This window comes from Alicyclobacillus acidiphilus NBRC 100859 (assembly GCF_001544355.1).
GTDB classification, from domain to species: Bacteria; Bacillota; Bacilli; order Alicyclobacillales; family Alicyclobacillaceae; genus Alicyclobacillus; species Alicyclobacillus acidiphilus.
In genome coordinates, this window is the sequence record NZ_BCQI01000017.1 from 23,202 (window position 1) to 35,781 (window position 12,580).

11 protein-coding genes are annotated in these 12,580 nt (G+C 58.7%); all 11 read left to right on the forward strand.

The features are described from left to right. Positions 1-34: 34 nt before the first annotated feature. The 11 genes from rpoZ to rpe all read left to right on the forward strand — a co-directional run bounded on the left by rpoZ (position 35) and on the right by rpe (position 12,476). On the forward strand, positions 35-229 hold the full coding sequence (rpoZ, locus tag AAC01S_RS08730) for a DNA-directed RNA polymerase subunit omega (protein WP_067621310.1): 195 nt from the start codon (positions 35-37) through the stop codon (positions 227-229). Between the two features lie 140 nt (positions 230-369). Continuing rightward, positions 370-1,587: a bifunctional phosphopantothenoylcysteine decarboxylase/phosphopantothenate--cysteine ligase CoaBC gene (coaBC, locus tag AAC01S_RS08735; protein WP_067621311.1), complete on the forward strand. Its 1,218-nt coding sequence runs from the start codon at positions 370-372 to the stop codon at positions 1,585-1,587. Continuing rightward, complete coding sequence (priA, locus tag AAC01S_RS08740; RefSeq protein WP_067621312.1) at positions 1,584-4,019, forward strand: primosomal protein N'; 2,436 nt, start codon at positions 1,584-1,586, stop codon at positions 4,017-4,019. Before coaBC ends, priA begins: the two co-directional genes overlap by 4 nt. Before the next feature lie 28 nt (positions 4,020-4,047). Continuing rightward, positions 4,048-4,551 carry a peptide deformylase gene (gene def, locus AAC01S_RS08745; RefSeq protein WP_067621313.1) on the forward strand — a complete coding sequence of 168 codons (504 nt, stop codon included), beginning with the start codon at positions 4,048-4,050 and terminating at the stop codon, positions 4,549-4,551. Further along, a complete protein-coding gene (gene fmt / locus AAC01S_RS08750; RefSeq protein WP_067621314.1) occupies positions 4,551-5,495 on the forward strand; it encodes a methionyl-tRNA formyltransferase in 945 nt (314 codons plus the stop codon). Before def ends, fmt begins: the two co-directional genes overlap by 1 nt. Continuing rightward, on the forward strand, positions 5,492-6,856 hold the full coding sequence (gene rsmB / locus AAC01S_RS08755; protein ID WP_067621315.1) for a 16S rRNA (cytosine(967)-C(5))-methyltransferase RsmB: 1,365 nt from the start codon (positions 5,492-5,494) through the stop codon (positions 6,854-6,856). Before fmt ends, rsmB begins: the two co-directional genes overlap by 4 nt. 8 nt (positions 6,857-6,864) lie before the next feature. Continuing rightward, the gene (rlmN, locus tag AAC01S_RS08760; RefSeq protein WP_245630136.1) at positions 6,865-7,929 is read left to right on the forward strand and encodes a dual-specificity RNA methyltransferase RlmN; all 1,065 of its coding nucleotides are present in this window, start codon (positions 6,865-6,867) and stop codon (positions 7,927-7,929) included. Positions 7,930-7,967: 38 nt separating this feature from the next. Next, positions 7,968-8,726 carry a Stp1/IreP family PP2C-type Ser/Thr phosphatase gene (locus tag AAC01S_RS08765; RefSeq protein ID WP_067621316.1) on the forward strand — a complete coding sequence of 253 codons (759 nt, stop codon included), beginning with the start codon at positions 7,968-7,970 and terminating at the stop codon, positions 8,724-8,726. Continuing rightward, positions 8,726-10,927 carry a Stk1 family PASTA domain-containing Ser/Thr kinase gene (gene pknB / locus AAC01S_RS08770; protein ID WP_067621317.1) on the forward strand — a complete coding sequence of 734 codons (2,202 nt, stop codon included), beginning with the start codon at positions 8,726-8,728 and terminating at the stop codon, positions 10,925-10,927. The genes AAC01S_RS08765 and pknB overlap by 1 nt, the downstream gene beginning before the upstream one ends. A gap of 14 nt (positions 10,928-10,941) precedes the next feature. After that, the gene (rsgA, locus tag AAC01S_RS08775) at positions 10,942-11,817 is read left to right on the forward strand and encodes a ribosome small subunit-dependent GTPase A (protein WP_067621318.1); all 876 of its coding nucleotides are present in this window, start codon (positions 10,942-10,944) and stop codon (positions 11,815-11,817) included. Positions 11,818-11,822: 5 nt separating this feature from the next. Further along, positions 11,823-12,476 (forward strand): ribulose-phosphate 3-epimerase, encoded by a 654-nt coding sequence (gene rpe, locus AAC01S_RS08780; protein ID WP_067621349.1) that lies wholly within the window; start codon positions 11,823-11,825, stop codon positions 12,474-12,476. The last annotated feature ends 104 nt before the right edge of the window (positions 12,477-12,580 follow it).

Sequence of the window (12,580 nt, forward strand, 5' to 3'; positions counted from 1 at the left end):
GATCTGCCCGATGAAAGAACCACGAGGTGACCGTATGTTATATCCATCCATAGACAAACTCATTGAACTGTGCGACAGCAAGTACGCACTTGTGGTATTAACGGCGAAGCGTGCTCGACAACTTCAGGCTGAAACGATGAACCAACCAGGTTCTTCGACTACGCGCAACGTAACCCGAGCGTTGTGGGAAATCAACGATGGTATCGTTCGCGGACGGACTGAAGCGTGAACCCAGGCGGGGTTTCACCTGAGGGAGGAGGCAGGGCAACCTCGCGTTGTTCTGCCTTTCTTCGTGTTGTTTCAGGGGACAACCTCTTAAAGAGCGTATCCGAGACTTAAGAGCGTGTCCGAAGAGGGGGGTCATATGACATGGAAGGTCAATCGATCTTGGTTGGTGTTGGCGGCGGGATCGCTGCGTACAAATCCGCCGCCTTGTGCTCCCTGCTGGTGAAGCGAGGATACGACGTTCAAGTCCTGATGACCGAGAACGCTACGCGCTTCATCCAACCGCTTACGTTGCAAGCATTGACGAAACACCCGGTGATTTTTGACACATTTGCGGAGCCCAATCCGTCGGAAATCGCGCACATCGCGGTCGCGGATCGAGCGCTCTTGTATGTGATTGCCCCTGCGACAGCGAATTTGATTGCGAAGCTGGCCCATGGCCTTGCGGACGACATGGTGACGACGACCGCCTTGGCGGCGACGTGCAAGACGATTGTCGCGCCGGCGATGAACGTCCATATGTACGATCACCCTGCGGTGCAGCACAACTTGTCGATTCTGCGCTCGCGGGGGACGATTGTGCTCGATCCCGACGAAGGTCCACTCGCGTGCGGGTACACGGGCAAAGGGCGTTTGCCCGAGCCTGAAGACATCGCGGAAGTCATCGAAGCGATGCTTTCAGAACATCGCGATTTGGAAGGTCTGCACATCGTCATCACGGCAGGACCGACCATTGAGGACATCGATCCAGTTCGCTATTTGTCCAATCGATCCAGCGGCAAGATGGGATACGCGTTGGCGAAGCAGGCGGTGGCCCGCGGCGCGAAGGTGACGCTGGTCAGTGGTCCGACCCATCTGAGCCCTGTTCCAGGCGCGAAGATGATGTATGTCCGATCCACCGAAGAGATGCTGTCCGGCGTTCGCGAAGCGATGCGCGAAGCGGACGTTTTGATTGCGGCGGCGGCTCCGGCCGATTTCCGCCCGGCGGCGACATTCCCGCAGAAGTGGAAGAAGTCCCAGGGTGCCATGCAATTGGAGTTCGTGCAGACGCCTGATATTCTGGCCACGGTCAGTCGACAGCGCAACAAGGGGCAGACCATCGTCGGCTTTGCCGCGGAGACCAACGACGTGATTCGCTACGGCGCGGAAAAGTTGAACGAAAAGGGATTGGACCTGATCGTCATCAATGACGTGAGCCAGCAAGGCGCTGGTTTCGACGTGGATACGAACCAGGTGACCTTGATGACCAAATCAGGCGGTGTTTCGACATTGCCGTTGATGGCCAAGAGCAGTGTGGCGGATCGGATCCTGTCCGCGGTGAAGCAACTGCGAGAGCATGGAAATGGCGAGTTGATGGTATGAGTGACGGCACCGTCGCTCAAGTGATTGTGGAATCGCCGGGCCTGTTCATGGACAAACCGTTCGATTACCGGATCACGCCTGAACAACTTCGCTTTTTGCGGCCTGGCATGCGCGTTGTCGTGCCTTTTCGCAAAGACGTGAAGCCGGCCATCGTGTGGCGCTTGCACCACGTGGATGCCGTCTCGGAGAAGATCAGGCCAATCATCAGCGTGGTCGATGAGTCCCCCATTTTGACGGAGGAGCAGCTGTCCTTGGCGCAATGGCTGTGTGATCGGTATGCGTGTACCATTCAGGACGCACTCGGTGCCATACTTCCGGGTGCGTTTCGCGTGCGTGGACGTATGCGGATGGTTGTCGTGGACGACGATTCGGTGCCGGACGACGTCCGCTCGACGCGGCTCTGGCAGTGGATTGCCGCGCAGCGTCCGGACGAGGCGCAGGTGATGCAAGCGTTCGGGGACAAGGCGCGCCATCAGGTGCGCGGATGGATGGACGCGGTCTATCTTCGTCAGGAACTGGATGTTCGCGAGCGCGTCCAGCAGGCGACGAAATCGTTCCTGCTTCCTTGCGTCGGGCCCGACGAGTTGCTTGCCGAGGCGGCCGTTCGCGATCGGCGGGCGGCCAAGCAGGCGGAACTGCTCCGCGCATTGGCCGAGGCGGAGCAGGGCGAACTTTTGTGGAGTCGATCGACGTACCCAGGTTCGACCGTGCAGTCGCTCGTTCGTGATGGACTGCTGCGAATTGAGGAGCGGACCATCTCGCGATTCACTTGGGATGATAAAGCGATCCCGTCGACACCTCCCGTCCTCACCGAGGCGCAGGAGCGCGCCCTGCAACAGATTCGTCTCTCACGTCGCGCCAACGGTCACAAAACCGTCGTCTTGCATGGGGTGACTGGAAGCGGCAAGACGGAGATTTACATGCGGGCGATTGAAGATACGCTCGAGCAAGGGATGCAGGTGATTGTCCTCGTCCCTGAAATCGCTTTGACGCCGCAGATGGTCGGTCGATTTTACGCGCGTTTCGGAGAACGGATCGCGGTCCTGCACTCCGCCTTGACGCCTGGCGAGCGCCGCGACGAGTGGATGCGCATCCTGGAAGGTCGGGCAGATATCGTCATTGGAGCTCGATCCGCCGTGTTTGCGCCGATTCAAAACCTTGGACTGGTCGTCGTCGACGAGGAGCATGAACCATCGTACAAGCAGGATGAATCGCCGCACTACGATGCGCGCGAAGTCGCGCTGGAACGCGCGGCGAACGCGGGGGCGATGGCCATCCTCGGATCGGCGACGCCCTCGCTGTGGGCCATCCGCATGAGTGAAACAGGTCGGGCGAAGATCGTGTCTCTGCCGACGCGAGCAAACCGCAAGGCATTGCCGACAGTCGAGCTCATCGACATGCGCAACGAACTGCGAAGCAGAAACAAGTCGTTGTTCAGCGCGAGGCTGCAAGAGGAGATGGCGCGCACTGTCGAGATGGGCAAGCAAGTGGTTTTGTTTCTCAATCGCCGCGGCTATGCGAATTCGATGCTGTGCAGGGCGTGTGGCGAAAGCGTACATTGTCCAAACTGTGATATATCGTTAACGGTTCATAAATCAGCCGCTGGCCACGTCCTCATCTGTCACTACTGCGGATTTCAGCAACCTTATCAGGATGTGTGCGGTTTTTGCCATGAACCGGCGATGCGGGCGTTTGGCATTGGGACGGAGCAGATTGAGGAAGCGATTCACCGCATGTGGCCGTCTTACCGCGTATTGCGCATGGATGTCGATACAACGAGGAAAAAAGGATCCCTCAAACGGATTGTCGACGATTTTGAGCATGGCCGCGCGGATATCCTGATTGGCACACAGATGATTGCGAAGGGACTCGATTTTCCCAATGTGCGTCTGGTAGGCGTGGTAGCAGCCGACACGATGCTGTCGGTTCCGGACTATCGTGCGCATGAACGAACATTTCAATTGTTGACACAGGTCGCTGGACGGGCTGGACGGGCCGACACGGAAGGTTTGACCATCATTCAGACGTATCGACCGGAGCACTTTTCCATCCAAGCTGCGGCAAAGCACGATTTTGCGGCATTTTATCGAGAAGAGCGCGAGCAAAGAGAATTCTTTGCCTATCCGCCGTTCTGCGAGTTGGCCGTCTTCGTCGCGACGCACACGGAAGAGAAGCTGGCAAAGGGCGCAGCCATGCGGTTCGAGCGGGAACTCAGGCGCACGGCGGACGGGAACGCCTTGTCGGTTTTGCCTGCCGTGCCGAGCGGGATACGGCGGATCGAAAACCAGTACCGTTTTCAAGTTGTGCTAAAGTATGAGCATTGGCAAGATGTACAGCAGAGTGTGACTGCGGCATATCGTTTGGTCAAGGAACGAATGAATCGCTTGGGCGGGACATGCCGTTTGGATGTCAACGCGCAGCGAATCGGTTAGATGAACAATCAGAAAGGGGCTCCCATCGATGGCGATTCGTATCATTCGCAAGGGAGAAGATCCGGTGCTTCGTCAACGGGCGAAGGAAGTGACGAATTTCACGCCGGCCATTCATAAGCTGTTGGACGACATGGCGGAAACGATGTACCACGCCGAAGGGATTGGCCTTGCCGCCAATCAAATTGGCATTCTGAAGAGGCTTGTCGTGATTGACGTCGAAGGGCCAAAGCAGCATCAGGAAGGCAAGAGCAGCTTGGTCGAGTTCGTCAATCCCGAAATTGTCGAGAAGCGGGGCAGCCAGGTCGGCAGCGAAGCCTGTCTGTCGCTGCCTGGCATTTGGGGCACCGTTGAGCGGGCGGCCTATGTAAAAGTGCGGGCGCAGGACCGAAATGGGGAATTCTTTGAGATAGAGGCTCGGGATCAGTTCGCGAGGTGCATCCAGCACGAGATTGATCACCTCGACGGCATCCTGTTCACCGATTATCTCCGTCCCGATCAGATTGAGCGGGCGACGGTCGGAGAGAGCACTTGATGAAGCCGCGCGTCGTGTTTATGGGGACGCCCGAATTCGCGGTGCCCAGTCTTGAGGCCATCGTCGATCTCGGCTATGAAGTCTTGGTGGTCACGCAGCCGGATCGACCCGTCGGCCGCAAGCGGGTGTTGACGCCGTCGCCAGTCAAGCAGCGCGCGCTCGAATTGGCGTTGCCAGTCATGCAGCCTGAGCGCGTGCGTGACGAGGCCAGTGTCGAAGCGCTGCGATCGTTTGCGCCGGACCTGATGGTGACTGCAGCGTACGGACAAATTCTGCCGAAGCGCGTCCTCGCCATTGCGCGTGTCGGCGCTGTGAACGTCCATGCCTCGTTGTTGCCAAGGTGGCGCGGGGCGGCGCCCATTCATCGGGCCATCATGGCGGGGGACAAGCAGACGGGCGTGACGTTGATGGAGATGGTGCAGGCCTTGGACGCAGGGCCGATGATTGAGGCTCGCGCCATCCCGATCCAGCCGACGGACACGATGGGGACGCTGCACGACAAGTTGGCCAAGCTTGGCGCGGAGATTTGTCGCGACGTCCTGCCGCTGTATCTGGCCGGTGAGAGAACGGCCACGCCGCAGGACGAGGACCAGGTCACGTACGCGAACAAAATCGAACGCGAGGACGAGTTGCTGCAGTGGACGGCGTCAGCGGTCGAAGTGGAGCGCCACGTTCGCGCCCTCTCGCCTTCGCCAGGCGCGACGGCGGTTCTTGCCGATGGGCAGGCGATGAAAGTGTGGAAGGCCGCGCTGGTTTCAGACACCCCATCGACGGATGTGGGCGTTGGCACGAAGACCAGCAGAGGACTCCTGGTGCGTTGCGGCGAGGGCGCGTTGCTGTTGGAAGAGGTTCAGCCCGCCGGCAAGCGCAGGATGGCTGCGCGCGACTGGCTGGCTGGCGTTCACGGGGAAACCGTCGTATTCCAGAAAGGTCGACACGAATGATATCACCAGCAAGACGCGTCGCGTTTGATACGCTGCGGCGCGTGGCAGTAGAGCATGCTTATACGAACGTCGCCTTGCAGAACGCGTTGGCGCGCACGGACCTGTCCCCGCGCGACAAGTCGCTGGTGACCGAGATTGTCTATGGGACCGTACGGCGGCAAATCACGCTGGACGCCTTGGTTCAACCGTTCGTCAGCCGCAACCTCGCCAAGGTCGACCCAGCTGTGCTTGCGATCCTGCGGATGAGTGTTTACCAGTTGTGCTATCTGGCCAAGGTGCCCGCCTACGCCGTGATCAGTGAAGCCGTAGAATTGGCCAAGGCGAAGGCGCCGAAGGCTGCTTCGTTCGTGAATGGCGTTTTGAGGTCCTTCACGAGGAGCAAGGCGACTGTCGATCAGCGGATCGACACCTTGATTGGCCGACAGGACCCGCATTCCGCCGCCAGTTTGTCGCTGCGATACGGGTATCCGACTTGGCTGGTCGAGCGTCTGCTTGATGTGTACGGCGAAGAACGAACGACGCGGATTCTCGACGTCGGCAACCAGCCTGGCGCGACGACGGTTCGTGTCAACCGTCTTCGATCCAGCCTGGACGAAGCCATTGCGTCGTTGCGCGAGGCTGGGATCGACGACGTGCAGCCGGGTGTGCTCAGTCCCGACGCGCTTCGCATTCACGCCGCGGTCGATCTGGAAAGCCTGCCAGCCTATCAGCAAGGCCATTTGACGATTCAAGACGAGGGCGCCATGCTGATTGCGCCGTTGCTGCGCGTGCAGCCTGGGATGCGCGTCCTCGATATGTGCGCCGCGCCAGGCGGCAAGACGACACACATCGCCGAGTTGATGGGCGACTCGGGGCTGATCGACGCGTACGATGTGTATTTGCAGAAGGTGCGGATGCTGCAGGACATCAGTCGCCGGCTTCAACTGACGAGCATCCATCCGCGGCTTGGCGATGGGCGGGAAATCGGCGTCGGAGACGAAGAATTGGAACCGTATGACGCAGTGCTGGTCGATGCGCCGTGCAGCGGGCTCGGGGTACTTCGCCGGCGGCCGGATATTCGCCACAGGCGGAAGCCGGAAGACGTGGAAGCTCTTGCGATTCTTCAGCAGGCGCTCCTCGAGCGAGCGTGCGAATTGACGAAGTCTGGCGGCGTCATTGTTTACGCCACATGTACGATTCTTCCGGAAGAAAATGACGCCGTGGTTCGCCGTGTGCTGCAGAGTCAAGGCGGTCGGGTGGAACTGGACGATCTTTCGTCCGATCTCCCGAAGGGCATTCGACAGGGCGAGGTTGGCGTGACATTGACACCGGAATTGTACGACACGGACGGTTTTTATATGGCGAGATTGTTAAAACGTTAAATGAGGGGGTGACGACGATTCAGAAGACCCATCTGTATAATTTTACGTTGGCTGAATTGAAAGATTGGATCGTGGCCGAATGTGGAGAGAAACCGTACCGCGCCGTGCAGTTGTTTGAGTGGATGTACCAGAAGCGGGTGACCTCGTTTGAGGAGATGACGAATCTGCCGAAGCAGCTGCGAGAGGAACTCTCACAGCGGGCCGTGCTGATTACCGCGCGAGAAGCCGTGCGGCAGGATTCCAAGGTCGATCCGACCTCGAAATTCCTGCTCGCGTGGCCCGACGACGTCACCGTCGAAACGGTGCTGATGCGGCACAGCTACGGCAACAGTGTATGTGTCTCGTCGCAAGTCGGCTGCAAGATGGGATGCACATTCTGCGCGTCGACGCTCGGCGGCATGATCCGGCAAATGCGTGCGGGAGAGATGGTCGAGCAGTTGTTATACAGTCAACGACTGCTGGACGACGTTGGGGAACGCGTTTCGTCGATTGTCCTGATGGGAAGCGGCGAGCCGATGGACAATTACGACGAGGTGATGCGATTCATCGAGATCGTGTCCAGTGAACACGGGCTGCACATCGGACAGCGACATATCACGATCTCGACGGTCGGTCTCGTGCCAGGCATTCGCAGACTTGCCGACGAGGGCCGTCAAGTGACACTGGCGGTGTCGCTGCATGCGCCCAACGACGAATTGCGCGGCGCCATGATGCCAGTGAATAAGGCGTACCCAATTGCCAAGCTCATGGATGCGTGTCATTATTACAATGAAAAAACGGGGAAGCGGATCTCGTTTGAATATGCTCTCGTGGGCGGTCAGAACGACAGCTTGGAGTGTGCCAAGGAATTGGCGGCACTCATTCGCGGACTGCCGTGCCACGTCAATTTGATCCCGGTCAATTACGTGCCGGAACGGAATTACAGCCGCACGGATCGCAAGCAGATTTACGCGTTCTGGCACGCGCTGCAGGACGCCGGCATCAATGCGACCATACGCCGAGAGATGGGCCACGATATTGCGGCCGCTTGCGGCCAGCTTCGAGCTCAACATATGAATCGACGCGCGCAGTAGCCGGCGTGTGTGTTTCTTTGAACCCAGGGGTGTTATCCATGTTATACGCTGCGAAATCGCACATTGGTCTCGTTCGGTCGATGAATCAGGACGGATATGTCATATTGTCGGAACTGCCCGTTGGACAGTTGTATTTGGTGGCTGACGGAATGGGCGGGCCATCGGCCGGCGATGTCGCCAGCCAACTCGCCGTTCAGCGTGTCGGCGAGTACATGGCGGCCAATTTACTGCCGACAAGCGATGCTCCACAAGTCTTGGTGGATGCCGTGCACGACGCCAATGCTGCGATTTTTCAGCAATCCTGTGAGAATCCAGCGTATCACGGGATGGGGACGACGGTCGTTTGCGCGCTTGCGGTCGGAGATTACATCCACATCGTGCACGTCGGCGACAGTCGCGCGTATGTGCTGGTTGGGGATGAATTTCGGCAAGTGACACGGGATCATTCGCTGGTGGCGGAACTCGTCCGCCGAGGGCAGTTGTCGGAAGACGAGGCCAAGATCCATCCTCAGCGGAACATCGTGACGAGATCCCTGGGCACAGAGCCACAAAGTCTGCCGGATCTCGACTCTGTCGCATGGCGCGACGGCGATGTCGCCCTGCTGTGTTCCGACGGCCTGACCAACCTGGTCAGCGACAGCGAATTGGCGGAGTATCTGCGTCGCGCGCGCCTGTGCGACAACGCTGGCGATCTGGAATCGCTGGTCGACGACATGATTGAGCAAGCACTTGAACGAGGTGGAACCGACAACGTCACGGCACTCGTGGTTGTCAATCGAGAGGGGGCCGACGATTGATGACCTCGCGCATTCTCGGTGGAAGATACCAGCTTGAGGACGTGATCGGCGGCGGCGGCATGGCGGTCGTGTATCGCGCTGTGGATACCTTGCTTGACCGCGTGGTCGCCGTCAAGATGCTGCGGACTCAGTTCTTGGAAGACGACGAGTTCGTCGGTCGGTTTCGCCAGGAGGCGCAATCGGCCGGACGACTTTCTCATCCGAACATCGTCAACGTCTACGACGTCGGTGTGACCAACAACGAACACTACATTGTGATGGAATATGTCGACGGACCGACGCTGAAGGACGTGATCGTCGAACGAGCGCCGCTGTCCGTGGAAGAGACAATCGAGATTTGCAAGCAGATCTGTTCGGCCCTGCAGCATGCACACGAGTTGAACGTGATTCACAGGGACATCAAGCCGCACAATATTCTGCTGAGCAAACACGGCCAAGTGAAAGTCGCCGATTTTGGCATCGCCCGTGCCGTGACCGGAAACACCATCGCCGATAAACAAGCGACGAGCGTGCTTGGCTCTGTCCACTATTTTTCGCCCGAACAGGCGCGCGGTGTGCAGACGGACGCGAAGAGCGACATCTATTCGCTCGGCGTCGTCATGTATGAGATGCTCACGGGCGAACTGCCGTTCAGCGGCAATTCTCCAGTGAGTGTGGCGTTGAAGCATCTGCGTGAACCGTTCGTCGAACCAAGGCAGTTGAACAAGGCCATTCCGCAGAGTGTCGAGAACATCATTCTGAAGTGTTTGGTGAAATCGCCGGATGGGCGCTATGAAAATATGGCGGCGCTGAAGAAAGATCTGGAGAGCGCCTTGAGCAATCCCAATGTGCCGAAGTTTGTGCCCAGGGACGAGATGGATGATCGGACCATCGAAATTCCCGCCATGGCCGAAGGGCTCGCCAACGTGGTCCAGCCGAAGAAGGAAGTGCCACGGTGGAAGCGGATCAGCCTGATCACGGGCATCGTCATCGTCGCGATCGCGGCGCTCGGCGTCGGCGGTTACGCCGCCATCACGCTTGTGACCGGCCTGATGAGCGTGCCGAATGTCGATTTGCCTTCCGTGGTCGGCAAACCCGAGACCAACGCCGTGACGTCACTCGAGAACGCGGGTTTCGCGCGCAATCAGATCGAAATCAAGCGTGCGCCAAACCTTCAACGGGCGAAGGGCATCGTCTATCAGCAGCAGCCGCCGGGCAACTCGCAAGTGAAAAAGACGAGAGAGATCACCTTATACGTCAGTCAGGGAGCACCCGAGGTGAAGGTTCCGGACGTGACCAACCAGCCTTACGATCAAGCGAAACAATCGCTGGTCAGTGTAGGGTTTTCCGCGAACAATATTTCGGAACAGACCGAGCAGAGTGCGACGGTGCCCTCTGGCCAGGTGATTTCGTCCGATCCGGCCGCTGGCACCAAGGTTCCGGTGAATTCGAAGATCGTCCTGTCGGTCAGCGTGCAAGAGTATGTCAAGGTGCCGAAGCTCGTGGGCTTGACATTGTCGCAAGCGGAGGAGGCTTTGAAGTCGGCTGGCCTCGTCGTCGGATCGATCACGCCGAGCAACCTGGTTTCGCAAGATCCGCTCGTATCGTACGTGTACCCGCTGGAGGGCGAGTCCGTGCCAGAGGGTTCGACGGTCGACATCGACGTGGTCAGCAATCCTGCCGCGCCGAGCAACGAAACGCAGAACAACACGGCGAATTCGACGACGGGATCGACCAACGACATCAACTCGACTGGGAACAATGCCGCCAACACCACGGGCAATTCGACGACGGGCGAAAGCAACGGAGTGGGCAGCGGATCGACGAATGGGACTTCTGGCAATTCGCTGCAAAACACGACGTCAGTGACCAACGGTGGCAACGTTGTGGGCACAACGGCGCAAGGAGCGCCGACGGGTGGAACAGGGAAGCCGGTGTCGGGACATCCAGGCCCGCCGTCGCACGGTACCGGCACCACGACCAACCCACCGCCGAACGCGCAGCCGCAGTTGATTCAGGTGAAGGTGAATCCACAGGGACGGCCCACCGATGTGGAAATCGTGATCAGCGACGCTCGGGGCAGCAATCAGACGGTCGTGGATCAAACCGTGAATCAAGAGACCATCTGGGAAGAGACGCTGTATCTCACACCGGGTGAAAAGGGCGACTTGAAGGTTTACGAAAACGGCAAATTAGTACAGGACGACCCGGTTCAAGGGTGACCAGGAGGGGTTGTGTGGCACAAGGCAGAGTCATTCGGGCCATCAGCGGCTTTTTCGATGTTCAAGGTGACGATGGCGTCCGCAGATGTCGGGCGCGCGGCGTGTTCAAGAAGAACGGCGTCACCGTCTTGGTTGGAGATCAAGTCGCTTACGAGCCGATCGGTTCGCGAGAAGGCATCATTACCGAAGTTTTGCCGCGGGTGAACGAACTGATTCGTCCACCCATCGCCAATGTCGACCATGTTCTGGTTGTTTTTTCGCTGGTCACGCCAGATCTCAGCACGCTTATGCTCGACAAGACGATCATCGCCGCGATGCTGGCCGGTGTCCGGCCCAGTGTCATCCTGACAAAGGCTGATTTGGCGCCCGCCGACGAAGCCGAACGGATTCGCTGCATCTACGAGCAGTGCGGATACACGGCGTTGACCGTCGCGTTGAAAGAAGGCGTCGGGATCGAAGAAGTCAGGCGTTTGATGAAGGGGCGGGTCAACGTCGTAGCGGGGCCGTCCGGGGCGGGGAAATCGACGCTCGCGAATGCGCTCGCTCCGAACCTTCGACTGCAAATGGGCGAGGTCAGCGAGAAGATTGGCCGAGGCAAGCAGACCACGCGGCATGTCGAACTGTTCCAATTGGAACAGGACACTTGGCTCGCGGACGCGCCTGGCTTCAGTCAGCTCCAGCTGGATGTCGATTCGCGCGAACTTCGCCTGCATTTTCCGGACTTTCAGGAAGCCGCCGAATCGTGTCCGTACCGAGGCTGTCTGCACATCGATGAAGAGGATTGCGGCGTCAAGCGCTGGGCAGAGCAGGGGAACATCGCGCAGTCGCGGTACGACAGCTACCGTCAGCTGTACTTCGAGATTCGCGAACGGGAGATGAACGAATATTGAACTATATTATCGCACCGTCGATCTTATCGGCGGATTTTGGTGATTTGCAATCTGAGGTGGCGTCTGTGGTGGCGTGCGGGTGCGACTGGATCCACGTCGACGTCATGGATGGCCACTTCGTGCCGAACATCACAATGGGCCCGCTCGTCGTATCGGCTTTGCGCAAGCGCTTTTCGTGTAAGCTCGATATTCATCTCATGGTGTCCAATCCGGAGAGTCTGATTCCGGCTTTCGCCGACGCCGGGGCCGATGTCATCACAGTTCATAAGGAAGCCACGCCGCATGTGCATCGGGCTTTACAGATGATTCGGGATCACGGCATCGAAGCTGGGCTCGCAGTCAATCCAGGGACAGGCCTCGATGGGCTGGAACAGGTTGCTGATCTGTTGGACTTGCTTCTGATTATGACGGTGAATCCCGGCTTTGGCGGTCAGGCGTTCATACCAGCCACGCTCGGCAAGATTGCCGACGCCAAGTCCCGCCTTGCCGCATTGCACCGTTCCGATGTCGCAATTGAAGTCGATGGCGGGATCAACGCGTCGACCATTCGATCTGTCGCGGAAGCCGGGGCGACCGTGTTCGTAGCGGGTTCCGCGGTATTTGGCGAGGAAAATCGACAAACGGCCGTCGATCGGCTGCGGACTGCGCTCCACGCCTGAGGCGGGAACTTGCGAGATTGTTGAGCCCGTCTCAGCACATTTCGACAGTTTGGGAATATACATAGTATCGTAGAGGCGCTTGCCCAGCCGATCAGCGGGACCTG

Bases quoted from the DNA above. Each gene is read 5' to 3' on its own strand.
- rpoZ (WP_067621310.1), top strand. From the start codon at position 35: ATGTTATATCCATCCATAGACAAACTCATTGAACTGTGCGACAGCAAG.
- coaBC (WP_067621311.1), top strand. From the start codon at position 370: ATGGAAGGTCAATCGATCTTGGTTGGTGTTGGCGGCGGGATCGCTGCG.
- priA (WP_067621312.1), top strand. From the start codon at position 1,584: ATGAGTGACGGCACCGTCGCTCAAGTGATTGTGGAATCGCCGGGCCTG.
- def (WP_067621313.1), top strand. From the start codon at position 4,048: ATGGCGATTCGTATCATTCGCAAGGGAGAAGATCCGGTGCTTCGTCAA.
- fmt (WP_067621314.1), top strand. From the start codon at position 4,551: ATGAAGCCGCGCGTCGTGTTTATGGGGACGCCCGAATTCGCGGTGCCC.
- rsmB (WP_067621315.1), top strand. From the start codon at position 5,492: ATGATATCACCAGCAAGACGCGTCGCGTTTGATACGCTGCGGCGCGTG.
- AAC01S_RS08765 (WP_067621316.1), top strand. From the start codon at position 7,968: ATGTTATACGCTGCGAAATCGCACATTGGTCTCGTTCGGTCGATGAAT.
- pknB (WP_067621317.1), top strand. From the start codon at position 8,726: ATGACCTCGCGCATTCTCGGTGGAAGATACCAGCTTGAGGACGTGATC.